The 16,795-nt window shown below is 70.3% G+C and carries 14 protein-coding genes; 5 read left to right on the plus strand and 9 right to left on the minus strand.

Going from position 1 to position 16,795, the window contains the following annotated elements; all coding sequences use genetic code 11:
- Positions 1-4: 4 nt before the first annotated feature.
- From ACIA5D_RS30830 to ACIA5D_RS30865, 8 genes are all read right to left on the minus strand, one after another.
- Positions 5-1,642, minus strand: a complete 1,638-nt coding sequence (locus ACIA5D_RS30830) for a carboxylesterase/lipase family protein (protein WP_396033850.1) — start codon at positions 1,640-1,642, stop codon at positions 5-7.
- Between the two features lie 71 nt (positions 1,643-1,713).
- A complete protein-coding gene (gene hpaD / locus ACIA5D_RS30835) occupies positions 1,714-2,745 on the minus strand; it encodes a 3,4-dihydroxyphenylacetate 2,3-dioxygenase (protein ID WP_396033851.1) in 1,032 nt (343 codons plus the stop codon).
- Between the two features lie 10 nt (positions 2,746-2,755).
- Complete coding sequence (hpaE, locus tag ACIA5D_RS30840; RefSeq protein WP_396033852.1) at positions 2,756-4,249, minus strand: 5-carboxymethyl-2-hydroxymuconate semialdehyde dehydrogenase; 1,494 nt, start codon at positions 4,247-4,249, stop codon at positions 2,756-2,758.
- Entirely contained in the window at positions 4,246-5,199 is a 954-nt protein-coding gene (dapA, locus tag ACIA5D_RS30845) for a 4-hydroxy-tetrahydrodipicolinate synthase (protein ID WP_396033853.1), read from the minus strand. Before dapA ends, hpaE begins: the two co-directional genes overlap by 4 nt.
- Complete coding sequence (locus ACIA5D_RS30850; protein ID WP_396033854.1) at positions 5,196-6,641, minus strand: fumarylacetoacetate hydrolase family protein; 1,446 nt, start codon at positions 6,639-6,641, stop codon at positions 5,196-5,198. Before ACIA5D_RS30850 ends, dapA begins: the two co-directional genes overlap by 4 nt.
- Complete coding sequence (locus ACIA5D_RS30855) at positions 6,638-8,143, minus strand: GMC family oxidoreductase (RefSeq protein WP_396033855.1); 1,506 nt, start codon at positions 8,141-8,143, stop codon at positions 6,638-6,640. Before ACIA5D_RS30855 ends, ACIA5D_RS30850 begins: the two co-directional genes overlap by 4 nt.
- Entirely contained in the window at positions 8,140-8,958 is an 819-nt protein-coding gene (locus ACIA5D_RS30860; protein WP_396033856.1) for a molybdenum cofactor biosynthesis F family protein, read from the minus strand. The genes ACIA5D_RS30855 and ACIA5D_RS30860 overlap by 4 nt, the downstream gene beginning before the upstream one ends.
- Positions 8,959-8,970: 12 nt before the next feature.
- Positions 8,971-9,783 carry an SDR family NAD(P)-dependent oxidoreductase gene (locus ACIA5D_RS30865; protein ID WP_396033857.1) on the minus strand — a complete coding sequence of 271 codons (813 nt, stop codon included), beginning with the start codon at positions 9,781-9,783 and terminating at the stop codon, positions 8,971-8,973.
- A gap of 176 nt (positions 9,784-9,959) precedes the next feature.
- Here ACIA5D_RS30865 and ACIA5D_RS30870 point away from each other — a divergent pair, with 176 nt between their 5' ends.
- From ACIA5D_RS30870 to ACIA5D_RS30880, 3 genes are read left to right on the plus strand one after another with little or no spacing between them, the layout of a single operon-like run.
- Positions 9,960-11,039, plus strand: coding sequence for an ABC transporter permease (locus ACIA5D_RS30870; protein ID WP_396033858.1), 1,080 nt, complete (start codon positions 9,960-9,962; stop codon positions 11,037-11,039).
- An 11-nt stretch (positions 11,040-11,050) separates the two neighbouring features.
- The gene (locus tag ACIA5D_RS30875; RefSeq protein ID WP_396033859.1) at positions 11,051-12,127 is read left to right on the plus strand and encodes a sugar ABC transporter substrate-binding protein; all 1,077 of its coding nucleotides are present in this window, start codon (positions 11,051-11,053) and stop codon (positions 12,125-12,127) included.
- 2 nt (positions 12,128-12,129) lie between these two features.
- On the plus strand, positions 12,130-13,647 hold the full coding sequence (locus ACIA5D_RS30880) for a sugar ABC transporter ATP-binding protein (RefSeq protein WP_396033860.1): 1,518 nt from the start codon (positions 12,130-12,132) through the stop codon (positions 13,645-13,647).
- Positions 13,648-13,662: 15 nt separating this feature from the next.
- On the opposite strand, the gene ACIA5D_RS30885 is transcribed toward ACIA5D_RS30880, so the two are convergent.
- Positions 13,663-14,670, minus strand: coding sequence for a helix-turn-helix domain-containing protein (locus ACIA5D_RS30885; protein WP_396033861.1), 1,008 nt, complete (start codon positions 14,668-14,670; stop codon positions 13,663-13,665).
- 205 nt (positions 14,671-14,875) lie between these two features.
- On the opposite strand from ACIA5D_RS30885, the gene ACIA5D_RS30890 reads away from it, so the two are divergent.
- Both ACIA5D_RS30890 and ACIA5D_RS30895 read left to right on the plus strand, forming a co-directional pair.
- The gene (locus ACIA5D_RS30890; RefSeq protein ID WP_396033862.1) at positions 14,876-16,408 is read left to right on the plus strand and encodes an aldehyde dehydrogenase family protein; all 1,533 of its coding nucleotides are present in this window, start codon (positions 14,876-14,878) and stop codon (positions 16,406-16,408) included.
- Positions 16,405-16,794 (plus strand): nuclear transport factor 2 family protein, encoded by a 390-nt coding sequence (locus ACIA5D_RS30895; protein ID WP_396033863.1) that lies wholly within the window; start codon positions 16,405-16,407, stop codon positions 16,792-16,794. The genes ACIA5D_RS30890 and ACIA5D_RS30895 overlap by 4 nt, the downstream gene beginning before the upstream one ends.
- Position 16,795: the final 1 nt, after the last annotated feature.

The following is a 16,795-nucleotide window of genomic DNA, read 5'->3' on the forward strand; positions in this document are numbered from 1 at the left end:
ACGCTCAGGCGTGGTTCTTCCAGAACAGCCGCTCGGCTCTGTCCGGGTCGTTGACGATCTTGCACTCGGCGTCGATCCACATCGTGGCGCGGCTCTTCGGCGTGTAGGCGGGCCATCTCGGCACATGTGTCGCGCTGGGACGGCTGTCATGGGCGAAGCCCGCCCACAGCCCGCTCATGTGCCGTGCGGTCGCCAGCCGCCCTGGCGATTGGTCGGCGTAGAGGAAGAAGTCGAGGTTCTTGTCGGTGTTGGCGAACTTGAGGTTGATGTCGGAGGCGTGCGGCGAGCCGAGGGGGAAGGTGGTGCCGGGCACGAAGTCCGGGTTCTTGTAGGCGAGCTGGTACATGTAGACGGGCGCGGCGTGCTGCGCCGCTTTGGCCTCCGCGATCTTGATCGCGTCGCGCCAGATGGGCGACGTGGTGATCGCGAAGTACAGCTGCGCGGGCGTCGCGCCGGGACGCGACCGGTCGAAGGTCGCGATGATCTCGTCCAGCTCGGCGCCCTGATACGTGCCGCTCAGCTCCCGGCGCAGGCCGGCCTCGTCGATGCTGAAGATGTCGGGCGGCCCGAAGAGACTGAAGAACACCGTCTCGTCGCGGCAGGTGCCGACCATCAGCGGTTTGCCGGCCGAGAACGGCGCGGCACCGTCGGCGAACGGATGCCGCGGGATGACGCGGCCGTCGACGAACGCGCCGAAGCCGGGGACCGGGTCGGGGTCGCCCCAGGGCGCCTCGCCGTTGGCGGCTTCGGACTGCTGGATCTCGAGCAGTCGCGCGGCCGGAATCTCGTACAGCCGGGGAATGTCCGCCTTGGTCAGTCCCAGCAGCCCGAGTGTCCGCTCGGCGCGAGCGGTGGCGCCTTGGCGGGTGGCGAAGCGCAGCGGCGCGGCGCTCTCGATCGAGGCCTTGTGGAACAGCCGCGCGGCATCCGGCATGGTGTAGACGGCCGCGGTCTTGGCGCCGCCGCCACTCTCGCCCCAGACCATGATGTTGTCGGGGTCGCCGCCGAAGTTCTCGATGTTCTCCCGGGTCCAGCGCAGCGCCGCGAGAATGTCCAGCATCCCCTGGTTGGCAGCGTAGTCACCGCCGGCCAGATCGCCGAGGAACAGGTAGCCGAACAGGCCCAGCCGGTGGTTGGACTCAACCACCACCACGTCGTAGAGCTGCGCCAGGTGGGTGCCATCCTGCCCGGTGGCCGAGCCAGAGCCGATCATGTAGCCGCCACCGTGGTTGTAGAACATCACCGGCCGGCGCCGGTGGTCGGCGGCGGGCGTCCAGATGTTGAGGTAGAGGCAGTCCTCGGACGGCGCCGGCATGCGGCCGTTGCCGGTGGGGCCCATCTCGTTGCCCGCCGCCTGGAACGCCGGGTTCGGAAAGCTCACCGCGTCACGTACGCCGGACCAGCTCGTGGGCGGCTGCGGGGCCTTGAACCGAAGCTTGCCAAGCGGCGGCTTGGCGTAGGGCACGCCGAGGAACTTGACGATGCCGTCCTCGCGCCGGCCGCGCACCTTGCCGTACCGGGTCGCTGCCTCGTCCTTTCGCGTGGCGCCGTGCGCTTGCGCCGGCAACGGCAGGCTCATCGCGGCGGCCGCGGACAGCGCGCCGCCGATCATCGTCCTGCGGGTCATCCCTGAGCTCACCATCGGACCTCCCTTTCGGAGAGAATTCATTGACACGTTTCAACGACGAACGGAGCCGACCGGCCCCGTTGCTGTCACTTCGTCGGTGGTTCGGTGATCCTGGTGATCGAGCCCAGACCGTCGGCGCCGACCTGGACCTCTGGCCGACCGCCGACCAGGTCCGTCAGCGGCTGTTCGCGGGCGTCGAGGTCCAGAACCGTGGTCGCCTCCGCGTACCACGAGGGGATCACCGCGTTGCCCCAATAGTCGCGCCGGCGGTCGTCGTGCACGCTCCACCGGTAGGTCTCGTGGTCGGGGTCGCCGGTGAAGTAGTCGCTGGTATAGACCTCGATCCGGTGGCCGTCGGGGTCGCGCAGGTAGACGTAGAAGGCGTTCGAGACGCCGTGCCGGCCGGGACCGCGTTCGATGTGGTGCTGTTTCCGGGCCGCGCCGAAGAGGTCGCATGTCGTCAGCACGTGGTGGCTCTCGTGGGTGGCGAACCCGAGGTGATGCAGCCGCGGTCCGGCGCCGGCGGTGAACGCGACATCGTGAACCGTCTGCTTGCGGAACATCCACGCGGCGTACATCTGGTGCTCGTCCTCGATGGTCTCCGAGCAGCCGAAGCCCAGGGACGCGTAGTGCGAGTAGGCGGCGGGGATGTCGGGCACGACGAGGTTGAAATGGTCCAGCCGGGCGATTTGCGCGCCTCGATGCAGGTCGTACCGCTGGATCAGGCGTTCGGCCCGGTCGATGGCGTAGAAGAACTCGACGGTGAAGCCGAGCGGGTCGACCACCCGCACGGCCTCGCCGACGCCGGTCGTCGCCCCGGACGGACGGCGCTGCACGGCGCACCCTCGCTCGGCGAAAAACACCTGTGCGCGGTCGAGGTCGGCGGCGGAGCGGACCCGATACGCGATCGCCGCCGCGGCCGGGCGTCCGCCCGTGCGCAATACCAGGCTGTGGTGGGTGAGTTCGTCGTGCCCGCGCAGGTACAGGGCGTCGTCCTGTTCGGCGGAGACGACGAAGCCCAGCATGTCGACCCAGAACCAGCGGCTCGCGGCCAGGTCGGTCACGACCAGTTCGGCGTAAGCGGCGCGGACGATGTCGGGCGCTTGGATCTCGGGCATGATGCCTCCCTTACGGTGCGACGCCGAACTTTGGCGTCCCGGGATCGCCGACGGCGACGTGGATGACGCGCTGGTCGGTGTAGAAGTCGATGCTGTGGTGGCCGCCCTCGTGTCCGAGGCCGCTGGCCTTGATGCCGCCGAAGGGTGTGCGCAGGTCTCGGACGTTGTGGCTGTTGAGCCAGGTCATCCCGGACTGAATGGATCGCGCTACCCGGTGACCACGCTTGAGGTCGCTGGTCCAGATGTACGCGGCAAGGCCGTACCGGGTGTCGTTGGCCAGCGAGACTGCCTCGTCCTCGTTCTCGAACGGCGTCACGCAGACCACCGGGCCGAAGATCTCCTCTTGAAAGATCCGCATCTCGGGTGTGACATCGGCGAAGACGGTGGCGGCGAGGAAGTTGCCCTCGGCGAGATGGTCCGGGCGCCGGCCGCCGGCCACCAGCCGGGCGCCTTCGGCCTGCCCGATCGCGACGTAGGCCAGGACGCGTTCGTAGTGCTCCGGATGCACGAGGGCGCCGATCTGGGTCGCCGGGTCGCTCGGTGGCCCGACCGTGACGTTACGGGCGCGCTCGGCGAGCCGGGCGACGAAGTCGTCGTAGATCGACCGTTGGACGAGGATGCGCGAGCCGGCCGTGCAGCGCTCGCCGTTGAGGGAGAACACGCCGAAGACGGCGCCGTCCAGGGCTTTGTCCAGGTCGGCGTCCGCGAACACCACGCACGGTGACTTTCCGCCGAGTTCCATGGACAGTGCCTTGAGATGGTCGGCGCCGCTACGCATGATGATCTGGCCGGTGGTGGTTTCGCCGGTGAAGGAGATCAGGGGGACGTCGGGGTGCGCGACAAGTGCGGCGCCCGCGTCCTCGCCGATGCCGTGGACGATGTTGAAGACGCCCTCGGGCACCCCGGCCTCCGCCATGATCTGCGGCAGCAGGCTCGCGGACAGGGGTGTCCACTCGGCCGGTTTCAGCACGACGGTGCACCCGGCCGCGAGGCTGGGTGCGAGCTTCCAGGTCTCGAGCATGAACGGCGTGTTCCACGGGGTGATCAGTCCGGCGACACCTTTGGGTTGCCGCACGACATAGTTCAGCTGGACGTCGCCCACCCGGAAGGCGTCCTCGTTCAGGCCGACGATGAGGTCGGCGAAGAAGCGGAAGTTCTCCGCGGCGCGGCGGGCCTGGCCGCGTGCCTGGGTGATCGGCAGCCCGGTGTCCCAGGCTTCGAGCTGGGCGATGCGTTCATCGCGGGACACGATGGCGTCCGCGATCTTGTGCAGCACCTTGGCTCGCGCGCGGGGCAGCAGGCCGGCCCACGGGCCGTCGACGAAGGCGGCGTGCGCGGCGGCCACCGCGGCCGACACGTCGGCGGCGGCGCCCGCCGCAACCGTGCAGTAAGCCTGGTTCGTGACGGGGTGGAGGTTCTCGAAGGTGGCCCCGGAGACGCTGGGCACCTGCTTGCCGCCGATGAAATGCAGGATCTGCTCGGGCAGGCCGTCGGGTCGGGTCACGCGTGCCCTCCTGCCGGACGGGGGACGCCGGTCCCCGGATCGATGAGCCCGGCCGCGTCGGCGAGCAAACCGTGGATCCGCCGGACGGCGGCATCGCCCGGCGACGCCAGCGGCGCCCGGACGTGGGCGGATGAGATCCGCCCCCACTGCTGCAGGACGTACTTGGCCGGGGCCGGGTTGGTCTCGACGAAGAGAAGCGACGCCAGGGGGTGCAGCGCGTAATGCAGGTCGCGAGCACCCTCGACGTCGCCGGCTTCCCACCGTTCGTACATCTGCGCGGTCGCCGCCGGTGCGATGTTGCTGAGCGCGCTGATGAAGCCGCTGCCGCCCAGCGCCAGCAACGGAAGGCACAGCAACTCGATGCCCGACCAGACGAGGAAGTCGCGGCCGCACTGATGCAACACGTGCGAGAAGTGCTCGAAGTCCTTGGTCGTCTCCTTGACCCCGACGAAGTTGTCGTGGCCACGGCGCAGCCGCGCCAGCGTCTGCGGGTCGATCTCCACGGCCGTCCGGACCGGCACGTTGTACGCGACGATCGGCAGGTCGGGAAACTCCGCGCAGATGGCGGAGTACCAGCGGTACAGCCCCTCCTGGGTGGGTCGTGCGTAGTACGGGGTGATGACCAGGCAGAGGTCGGCGCCGAGATCGCGGGCGGCCGCGGTGAGCTCGATCGTCTCGTCCAGCTTGGCCGTCCCCGTACCGGGCAGGAATGGCACCTGGTCGTTGATGGTCTGCGCCGTCGTGCGCATCCCGGCAATACGTTCGGCCGTCGATTGTGCGCTGGGCTCGCCGGTGGATCCGCCGATCGACACGCCATGGCTTCCGGACGCCAGTTGCCAGCGCGTCAGGGCGGCGAGGCTGTCGTGGTCGACCTCGCCGGTCGGGGTGAACGGGGTGACGAGGGCGCTGAACGCCCCCCGTACCGCCGACGGGTCCGAACGGAACTTCACCGCGACTCCTCATCTGGGTGGGATGCGACCCACGCCTGGTACTGCGCCCGGCGTGCAGGCCCCAGCGGGTACAGGCCTTCGATCGACGCTCCGGCCGACACCTGCTCGTGGATGAACCGTTCCTGGCGTTCCTGCTCGGCCGCCTCGGCGGCGACCTCCGGGGCGATGCCGGGAGGGATCACGATGACGCCCTCGGCGTCGCCGACCAGGATGTCGCCCGGCTCCACCAGCACACCTCCGCAGGCCACCGCCACGCCGACGGCCCATGGCACGTGACGCCGGCCGAGCACCGCCGCGTGGGCGGGGCCGTGATAGGTCGGCAGATCGAGTGCGGCGAACGACGGGCTGTCGCGAAGACCGCCGTCGGTCACGATGCCGGTGGCGCCGCGCCGCAGCGCCCGCAGGGCGAGGATGTCGCCGATCGTGCCCGAGCCCGCCTCGCCGCGCGCTCCGATCACGAGCACCTGCCCGGGGCCGATCTCCTCGACCGCGCGCTTCTGTGCGTTCATCCCGCCACCGCGGGCGGCGAACAGGTCCTCGCGCAGGGGCAGGTACTCCAGCGTGTGAGCGGTGCCCAGCAGGCGCAGGTCGGGGCGCGCGGGTCGTACTCCTTCGATGAACATGTGCTCCAGGCCGCGCTTGCGCAGCACCGACGACAGCGTGGCCGTCGAGACGCCGTTCAGCAGTGCCGTGGTCGGCTCGTCCAGCCGCCGTGGGCGCGCTTCGTCGAGCACGCCGCCGTAGGCGTCCGCGCGGTCCGTCTCGGTGAAGCGAGGCATGGCGCCGTACGGGGCGAGCGGAACGCGGGCATCGACGATCGTGTTGGACAGACGGCCGGACGTGCCGAGCTCCACCTCGACGGTGTCGCCCGGTTCCACCACCGAGGCGCCGGCGGGGGTGCCGGTCAGGATGACGTCGCCCGCCTCGAGCGTCATGAGACGGGAGAGGTCGGCGACGATCTGGTCGAAGGAGAAGATCATGTCGGCGGTGGTCGCGTCTTGGACGAGCGTGCCGTTGACCCAGGTGCGCAGTCGCAGGTTCGCCAGGTCGACGGATGCCGGGTCCACGAGAACGGGTCCGACCGGGGTGAAGCCGTCCGCGCCCTTGGAGCGCAGGTTGGCGCCGCGGTCGGCGTAGCGCAGGTCGTAGACGCCCGCGTCGTTGGCGACCGTGATCCACTGCACGTGGTCCATGGCCCGCTCGGGCGCGACACCGCGGGCGGTCGGTCCGATCACGAGCGCGATCTCACCCTCGAAGGCCATCAACCGGCAGCCGGCGGGTCGCTCGATCACGGCGTCGTGGCAGGACAGCGACGAGGGCGGCTTGAGGAAGTACGAGGGCGCCGACGGGGTCCTGCCGCGCTCGGCCGCCCTGCTCTTGTAGTTCAGGTGCACGGCGATGATCTTGGAGGGAGCCAGGCCCAGGGGGTGTGCCGGGCTCACGATGCCGTCCCCGCGAGCAGCAGGTCGGCGGCCCGCTCGGCGATCATCACGACCGGGGCGTTCGTGTTGCCCGTCGGGACGGCCGGCATCACCGAGGCATCCGCGACCCACAGGTCGTCGACGCCGTGCACTCGGAGCCCCTGGTCGACCACCGCGTCGTCGCCCGCTCCCATCGCACAGGTGCCGGCCTGGTGGTGATAGGTCACGACGGTCTCCCGGACGTAGTCCCGCAGCAGGTCCGTCGTGGTCCCCAGCGACGCCGGGTACACCTCGCGAGCGCCCCACCCCGCCCGGAGAGCAGGCTGAGCGGCGATCTCGCGGCACAGTCGTACGGCCGCGATCATGGCGTCGACGTCCTCGGGGGCGCTGAGCGCTCGGGGGTCGATGTCGGCTGCGGCGACCGGGTCCACGGACGGATCCGCGACGGTCAGCCGCACGGTTCCGTGGCTGGCCGGCCGCACGATGCCGGCCATGAAGGTGATGCCATGCTCCGGCGGTTGCATCCAGTCCGTGACCAGCGAAGCGCCGAACATCAAGGGCTGCAGGTCGGGAACCGCGAGATCGGAACGGCTGCGCCAGAACAGATGGCTCTGGCAGACCGGAAGACCCGCCATCGGCGTGACCGCCCGGTCGACCCCGAGCACGACCGGAACGAGCCAGTGGTCCTGAAGATTACGGCCCACGCCCCGCAGCGCCGCCACGACCGGGATGTCCAGTGCCCGCAAGTCGTCGCCGTCGCCGACGCCGGACCGCTGGAGCAGGATGGGTGAGCCGAGCGCCCCGGCGCACAGGACCGTCCGGTCGGCCGTGACCGTGCGGACCTCGCCGTCCTTCTCGTATTCGGCGCCGATGCAGCGTGTCCCGTCGAACAGCAGCCGCCGTACCTTCGCCGACGACACCAGCGACAGGAGCGGATCGTCCAGCACCGGTCCCAGATACGCGTCGGCCGTCATCAGCCGGCGCCCGTCGCGCACGGTGAGCTGCACGTACGAGACGCCGTCCTGGGTCTCGCCGTTGTAGTCGGCGTTGTAGGGCAGCCCGTACTCGACGGCCGCCTCGACGATGGAGCGGTGCACCGGGTGTGGCTGGTAGGCGGTGAGGACCTCATGCCTCTTCTCGATGCGCTCGAACACGGGCTTGACCAGGGCCCATGACCAGTCGGTGTTACCCAGCGAGGCCCACGTGTCGTAGTCGGCCGCGTTGCCGCGGACCCAGATCATCGCGTTCAGCGCGTGCGACCCGCCGACCACTTTGCCGCGGGGCAGATGCAGGCGGCGGCGGTGCGCGAACTCCTGCGGCACCGTGTGGAAGTCCCAGTCGACTGACGTGTGCCACAGTTCGTGCATGCGCAGCGGGTCGGTGACCGCCTCCCGGACAGTCTGGTCCCCGGCCTCCAGCAGGACGACGGAGCGGCTGGCGTCGATCAGCCGGCGGGTGAGGGCGCAGCCGGCGCTGCCCGCGCCGATGACCAGCACGTCGGCGTGCCCCGCGGAGCTGGTCATATCGGCTGCTCGTCGGGGTAGCTGACGCGGCCCAACTCGGTGATGATCGCGCCTCCAGGCGCGCACTGCGCCGCGCCGGTGGCGCCCAGCCCGAAGAACACGCCGGTGGTGCGCATCGCGGTGAGGTCGTACAGCCAGGTCGCGGCCACGGGGATGAGGAACTCGCGGAACGTGAACACGTAGAGGCCGTCGCCCAGCGACCAGGTGCTCGCGAGGTCGACGTCCCCGTGCCCGCGCTGCTCACCGACGAGGCACTGCCACGCGTACCGCTCGCTGCTCAGGTAGATGTGCTCATACAGGTGGTTCGGACTGTAGCGGTAGAGGGCCCGCCAGCCGATCAGGTCCCGGGTGGGCGCCGCGGGCGCGCCGAGCGCCGGGGTTCCCGCCACGGTGCCGGGGCGGAAGGTCTGGCTGACCCGGGGCCGGCCGGGCGTGGGCTCCCCAGCGATGTGCGACTCGACCGCCAGACTGCGGCCGCGATTGACGTCGACGACGAGCACCGACGCCCGCAGCGGTTCTCCGGCGAAGGTCAGGGTCACGAAGAAGACGCCGGGACGCACCTCGACCGCCTCGTACCAGTCGTCGCCCGAACGGTCGCCGCCGGCCCAGCGGACCCGGTCGGCCGAGACGAAGCCGAGGTCGAGCCGGTCCCCGTCGTCGAGGTCGACGGAGAGGCTCGATCCGGTCAGGGCGGCCGTACCGGCAATACGGTTGCCGTCGATGCCGCGGGCGAAGTCGTCCATGCCCTTCCAGCCGTCCGGCCGGGCCTCCCCCGACCACGGCGCGAGGTCGGCCGGGCTGATCGTCTCGTTCATGTATCCACGTCCTCAATCGGAGAATGCGAGAGTGGGCAGGTCGACGGCGCCGGCGCCGCAGTCGGCGACCACGACCGACCCCGTCATCGCCGACGCCTCGGGCGAGGCGAGGAACGCTATGACGGCGGCGACTTCGTCGGGCTCGGCCACCCGAGCCAGCGGAGTGTCCTTGCTGACCAGCGCGTACGCCTCGTCGCGGCCGAGGTCCAGCTTGCGGCCGAGGTCGTCCATCTGCTCGTCCGCCATCGCGGTGCGCACCCAGCCGGGACATACGACGTTCGCGCGGACACCGAACCGCCCGTAATCGCGGGCCAGCGACCGGGTCAACCCGATCAAGGCGTGCTTGCTGGTCACGTAGCCGACGACCCCGGGACCGGCGAACAACCCGGCGATCGAGGAGACCACGACGACGTTTCCCCGGGCGCGTACGAGGTGCGGCAACGCGGCACGGACGGTGACGAAGGCGCTGTCGAGATTGGCGTGGATGCTGAAGCGCCAGGCGTCGTCGTCGACGTCCGCGGCCGCTCCCGGCACGTGCCCGCCGGCGTTCGCCACCACAACGTCCAGGGAGCCGAACGCCTGGATGCCCGCGGCCACCACGCCCTGGACCTGCTCGGCCACCGCCACGTCGGCCGGGACGACGATCGCCGGTGCGGCCAGCCCGGCGGCGACCTCCTTCAACGGCGCTTCCCGCCGGCCGGTGAGCACCAGATTGCCCCCCTCGCCGGCGATCCGGCGGCAGACGGCTGCACCGATGCCGGTCCCGGCCCCGGTCACCAGGACTGTCCGCCCGGCGAAGCGTCCAGCGGGTCGACTCTGCGTCATGACCACCCTCCCTTCACGGAACTAGAGGTTAGGAAGCCCGCTCCGTCCCGGGCGACGCCCCGACGGCGGCCGAGCACTGGCCGACAAGCCCTGAGCAGACACAGTCAAGCGCGCCGCCCGGCTCATCACCGACGCTGACGGCGGTCCGCTACGAATCCTTCAAAGGCGAGGTTGGCGTGAACACAGACAGCACCTCGACGGCGGCTCCGACCGCCGGGGCACCGGCACCGCAGGCGCCGGTGGGAAGCGGCCGGCCGGGCCGGAAGACCCGGGCCCTGCGGCGTGTCCTGCGGGCGCCGGCCGCGAGCGTGGTACTCGCGACCGTGCTGCTGGTGGGCATCATCGGTGCTGTACACCCGACCTTCCTCAAGCCCAATCAGCTGCTCGACATCCTGCAGGCGTCGACCTACGTCGGGCTCCTCGCGGTCGGCATGTCGTACCTCGTCGCGATGCGCGAGATCGATCTGTCGGTCGGTTCGCAGTTCGGCCTGTGCCTCATCGCGACCGGCCTGCTCATCTCCCACGGCGTGAACGCGTGGATGGCCGGCGGGATCGGGATCGTGGCGGGGGCGCTGCTGGGCCTGGTGAACGCGACCGTGGTGACATTCATCCGAATCCCGACAATCGTCGCGACCCTGGCGACCCTTTCGGTCTTCCGCGGACTGGCCATCGCCCTGACCGGCGGCCAGCAGGTCGTCGGCCTTCCCGTCGAGGACTCCTTCTTCACCGTCCTCGGCGGCGAAATCGGTGGCGTCCCGATCAGCGTGATCGTGCTGGTCGCCGTCGCGCTCGTGCTGGGGCTGGTGCTGCACCACACCCCGTTCGGATACCGCGTGCTCGCCGTCGGCTCCAACCCCGAGGCGGCCGCGTTCGCGGGCATCTCGGTGGCCCGCGTCCGCATGCAGGTTCTGGTGCTGGTCGGCGTGCTGGCGGGCATCGGAGGCTGCCTGGGCCTGGCCTACTTCACCTCCGGCGACCCCACGATCGGCACGGGCTTCGAGCTGCAGGCGATAGCCGCCGCGGTCATCGGCGGCACCCCGCTGCGCGGGGGAACGGCGACGGTCATCGGCGCGGTCTGCGGCGCGGTCCTGCTCAACGTCGTCGCCGCCGGCCTCACCTACTTCAGCATTCCCGCCAACTGGAGCGCCTTCGCCACCGGGCTGGTGATCCTCGTGGCCGTCGGCATCGACAGCCTCGTGCGTCGCCGCCGGGAGGCCGGCCAACCCGCACTCCAGCCTTCTCTCACCGAACAGTGAAAGGAATATCGATGAATCCCAATACCGTACGTCGCATCGGACCTCTTGCCGCGGCCGGCCTGCTTGCGCTGTCCGGCTGCGGCTCCGGCGGTTCGGACGCCGCCGGCAGCGGCGGCTGCGACACCGCCACGAGCAAGCTGAACATGGCCTTCGTGTACGCCTCGACCGACCAGAACCCGTTCCAGGAGATGGCGCTGGGCGCCAAGGCCGCCGCCGACGAGGACGGCAACGTCAAACTCAACGAGGTGGCCCCGACCAGCGTCGACGGGCCCAAGGCGGTAGCGCTGTTCCAGGCGGCGTCGAAGACGGCGACCGACGGCATCGCCTACCAGACCGTCACCCCGGACCTGTTCGTCCGGCCCCTCAACGAGGTCACGGCCGACAAGACACCGGTGATCGCGGTGGACGCCGCGCCGCCCGCCGGCACCCAGGTCAAGACGTACATCGGCAACAGCAACACGGCGCTCGGAGTCCTTCTCGGCGAGGCGTTCGTCAAGCAGAATCCCCCCGCGAACGGGGAGGTCGTGCTCGGCAACGACATCCCGTCGTTGCCGCTGCTGGTGCAGCGCATGGACGGGCTGCAGTCCGTGATCAAGAGCAAGTTGCCCGGGATGAAGATCAGCGGGCCGTTCGACAGCAAGTCCCAGCCGACCGACAACTACAACGCCTGGAAGAGCCTGTCGCAGGCGCACCCCGACGCGGCCGCCTTCATCGGTGTCGGCGGTCAGGACGGTGTCTCGCTCCCGCTCATCAAGAAGCAGACCAGCAAGACGTTCCTGGCCGGCTCGGCCGACCTTCCCCCGGAGGCCGTCGCCGCGGTCCAGTCCGGCTCGGTCTTCGCGCTCTCCTCCCCGGAACACTGGATGAAGGGGTACATCGCGGTGCATCTGCTGATCCAGGCCAAGCGCACCTGCACGCCGATCCCGGAGGGCTGGTGGAACTCGGGCAACCTCCTCGTCGACAAGTCGAACGTGGACAGCATCGCGGCCCGGCAGGCGAACCCGGAAACACGGGCCGCGTACTTCAAGCCCGAGATCGCCAAGCAGCTCGCGAACCCGCCGATCAAGCCGCTGTCCGAGGCCAACTAGCCATGCACGTCATCGAGGCCGTCGGCATCAGCAAGTCGTACGGCGGCGTCACCGCGCTGAAGGGGTGCGACCTGCGGGTCGCACCCGGGACGGTGCACGCGCTGCTCGGCGAGAACGGCGCCGGCAAGTCGACGATCGTCAAGATTCTCACCGGTGCGGTCCGTCAGGACACGGGGCAGATTCTCGTCGACGGCGCCCCGGTCCGGTTTCACGACACCGCGGACGCGGCCCGGCACGGCGTCGCCGTGGTGTCGCAGGAGCTCAACCTCTTCCCCGACCTCGATGTGCTCGCCAACCTCTTCACCAAAAGGGAGATCCTGCGGTTCGGCCTGTTCGACCGCAGGGCGATGACCGTGCTGGCTGAGCCGGTGCTCGCGGAGCTGGGCCTGCACGTCTCGCCGCGCGCCCTCGTCGGTTCGCTGACGCTGGCGCAGCGTCAGCTCGTCGAGATCGCCAAGGCGCTGCTGACGAACCCACGGGTGCTGATACTCGACGAGCCGACCTCGGCGCTCGACGACGCCGGCTCGGCCCGGTTGCTGCATGTGCTCCGGGCGCTGCGGGATCGCCGGGTCGGTGTGGTGTTCGTCAGCCACATCCTCGAGGAGGCGATGGCGGTCAGCGACCACGTGACCGTGTTGCGCGACGGCGACGTCGCCGTTGCCGCGGCCCGCCGCGAGGACATGACCGTCGGGCGAATCGTCGCGGCAATGCTCGGCGACCGGCCGCCGCCGACGCCCGCCGCCGGCCGGACCGCCCCGGAAGAGGCCGGGCCGGCACACCAGGACGGGCTTGTGGCCGAGGACATCACCGTTCCCGGCGTCCTGCACGGTGTCACGGTCCACGCCCGGCAGGGCGAGATCGTCGGCCTCGCCGGGGTTGTCGGCGCGGGCCACAACGAGCTGCTGCGCGCTCTCTCCGGTGGGCGCCCGGCCGCCGCCGGTGGGTTGCGCCTCCCCGCGGACGCGGGCGGCCGCGGCCGGCGACGCCTGCCCAGAGGTCTGCGCAGCGCGGTCCGCAGCGGCATCGCGCTCGTCTCCGGCGACCGGCAGTTCGGGCTCATGCACGACAAGCCGATCTGGACGAACATCGCCCAGGTTCGGTCGGTCTCGCTCGCCCGGGACGGCGCCGTGATCCGCCGGCCTGTCTTGCGCAGGCGCGCCCAGCAGCAGGTCGACAAGCTAGGGATCAGGGCCTCCGGCGTCGAGCAGCGTACGGGCATGCTCTCCGGCGGGAACCAGCAGAAGGTGGTGCTGGCCAAATGGCTCGAGGCGATGCCGTCCGTCCTGCTCCTCGACGATCCCACCCGCGGCGTCGATGTCGGCGCGAAGGCGGAGATGCACGACCTCATCCGCACGGTCGGCACGCGGTGCGTGACTCTGATCTGCTCGACCGACCTCGACGAGCTGGTATCGCTGTGCGACCGGGTCGTGGTCTTCCGCCGTGGCCGGATCGCGGCCGAGCTCACCGGCGCCGACCTCAACCGCCACACGCTGCTGGAGGAGATGAACGCCACGGCATGACCAGCGCCGGCCCGGTCAGTCAGTGGCCTGGCCGGCCCGGTCTGCGGTCGCTGCCATCTCCACGTGCCCGAAGGCGTCGCGGCTCAGGCGATACTCCCGCGGAGAGACCCCGTACGTCGCCTTGAACGTACGGCTGAAATGTGCCGCGTCCAGGAATCCCCAGTGCGCCCCGATGCTGCTGACGGCCGTCTCCACCTGCCCCGGGTCGAGCAGGTCCCGGCGGCATTGCTCGAGACGACGGTCCCGGATGAAGCGCCCGACCGACGTGCCCGTCGCGCGGAACAGCTTGTGCAGGTAGCCGGTCGAGACGTGGCACGCGGCGGCGACCGCGTCGGGCGTGAGGTCGGCGTCGTCCAGGTTCGCTTCGATGAAGGACTTGATCCGCGTCAGCAGGACCTGCATCGCGTCGGTCGGCCGCGCGGCCTCGCCGAGCTGCTCCGCGTACAGGGTGGTGAGCAGGTCGACCAGGTTGTCGGCCAGCCTCGGGGCCGTGAAGGTGCCGAGTTCCTCGATCTGGGAGACGAGGTTGACCAGCAGCGGAGCGACGAGGCCGCCGATGCCCTGGCGTCCCGAGACCCGTCGTGCCGTGAGGTCGCCCATCGCCCGCTGCGACAGTCGCAGGTCGCGGTGCGGAAACATCAGCACCAGCATCTGACACGTGTCACTGAACGACACCTGGTACGGGCGGCTGGTGTCGTAGATCGCCAGGTCCCCCGGCAGCAGGGGCGCCTCGCGACCGTCCTGGCTGATCAGGAGATATCCCCGTACCGGCATGCTGAGCTTGTAGTAGCCGTCGTCGTGCGCGCGGGCGATGTGGCGCTCGGTGCGCTCGGCCGTGTGGGCTCCGGCGGTAACTCGGCTGACCGTCACCCCGCCGATGTTCTCGGTAATGATCTCGCCGCGGAACTTCACCGGCTCGGGCACGGTGAAGTTCAGATCGACGAACGACTTCGACGCGGCCACGCGCCAGTAGTCGGCCCGGTCGGCCGGGCACACCTCGGTCGTGCGTAACAGAGTTGACACGAGACTCCAATCACCGTGTCGCCAGACTGTCGAGTACGCAACCTACAATGCCCGCCCGCCGGTTGCCAGAGCCGCTGCCGTCACGCGGTCGATGACCCACAGACAAGCCCAGTCCTCCCAGGGACAAGCATGTCCTGGTCGCCGGCCGCAAACTCCAGAGACGGCGCGCCCACCGCGCTCCTCTCCCGACCGGAAGGTCCACGCGATGTCCACGACGGTGCAGCACCGACCAGGCGGATTCCCGACCGGGCCGGTGACCGGTGACGAATCCGGCGGCGATGCCCCGGCCACGGCGCTGCTCATCGGGCACGACTGGCGAGCCGGCTCCACCGCTGCGACGTTTCCGACCCGCAACCCCGCCAACGGCCGGGTCCTCGCCGACGTCGCGGCCGCCTCCGACAGCGACGTGGACGAGGCGGTCCGGGCGGCCGGCACCGCGCTGGCGGACCCGGCCTGGGCAGGTCTGCCGAAGCCTGCGCTCGCCAAGCTGCTCTGGCGGGTCGCGGACCTGGTCGAGGCCAACGCCGACGAGCTGGCGCGGCTGGAAACCCTGGACAACGGGCAGCCGCTCGGCGTGGCCCGCAATGTCAGCGTGGCGGCGACCGCCGAGCATTTCCGGTACTTCGCCGGCTGGACCACGAAGATCCAGGGCAGCACCGGCCCGGTCGCCGACCCCGATGTCTTCCACTACACGCGGCGCGAGCCCGTCGGCGTGTGTGCGCTCATCACCCCCTGGAACTTTCCCATGATGATCGCCGCCTGGAAGCTGGCGCCCGCCCTCGCCTGCGGCAACACGGTCGTGCTCAAGCCGGCCGAGCAGACGCCGTTGACCACGATCCGCCTCGTGGAGCTGTGCCAGGAAGCCGGCTTCCCGCCCGGGGTGATCAACCTGGTCACCGGGGGTCCCGACGTCGGCCGCGCGCTGACCCGCCACCGCGGCGTGCACAAAGTGTCGTTCACCGGATCGACGGCCGTGGGCCAGGAGATCCTGCGCACCAGCGCGGACGACCTCAAACGCACGACGCTGGAGCTGGGCGGCAAGGCTCCCATGATCGTCGCCCGGGATGCCGACATCGACGCGGCGGTCCACGGCGCCGTCCATGGCGCCCTCTTCAACAGCGGGCAGGTCTGCGCGGCGTACTCGCGCTTCTACGTCGACCGCGCCCGAGCGGACGAGTTCGCCGAGAAGGTCGCCGCCCTGGCCGCCGGTCTCCAGCTCGGACCGGGCCTGTCCCCGGGCACCGAGCTCGGGCCGCTGATCACCCAGGAGCACGTGGATCGGGTCGACCGGGACGTGCGCCGGGGCGTCGCCGAGGGCGCGGAGCTCGTGACCGGAGGACGCCGCAGCGCGGGTGACCTCAGCGCCGGCTACTTCTACGAGCCGACGGTCTTCACCGGCGTCCGAGACGACATGGCCCTGGCCCGCGAGGAGATCTTCGGTCCGGTGATTCCCATCCTCACCTACGACGACGCCGACGAACTGGTGGCCCGGGCCAACGACACCGACTACGGCCTCGCCGCGTCGGTCTGGACCCGCGACGTGAGCACGGCCCACCAGCTCGCGGCGGCCGTGCGGGCCGGGGCGATCTTCGTCAACATGCTGCACGTGCCCGACGCTGCCGGTCCGTGGGGCGGGTTCAAGGCCAGCGGCGTCGGTCGTGAAATGGGCCCCGCCGCCATCGACGCCTACACCGAGATCAAGGGCGTTTTCATGAACCTGAGGCAGGAGTCCGCATGAGCACCCCATTGCACGCGATCCAGGACCACTACGCGGCCTCCGCCAAAGGCGATCTGGCCGGGATGCTGGCACCACTGTCGCCGGACGTCAGGTGGACCGAGATGGCCGGCTTCCCGTACGCGGGCACCTACGTCGGGCCCGAGGCTGTCCGGGAGAATGTCTTCGACCGCATCACCGCGGAGTGGGCCGACTTCCAGGCCGTGCCCGAGCATTTCGTCAGCGAGGGCCAGGAGGTGGTCGCGTTCGGGACCTACGCCGGCACCTACCGCGCCAGCGGCAAGGCAATGGCCGCACGGTTCGTGCACCACTGGACCGTCGAGGGCGGCGTCGTCGTGCGGTTCGAGCAGTATGTCGACACCCATCTGGTCGCCTCCGCGCTCTCATGAC

The organism is Actinoplanes sp. NPDC051513 (genome assembly GCF_044454685.1).
Classification (GTDB): Bacteria; Actinomycetota; Actinomycetes; order Mycobacteriales; family Micromonosporaceae; genus Actinoplanes.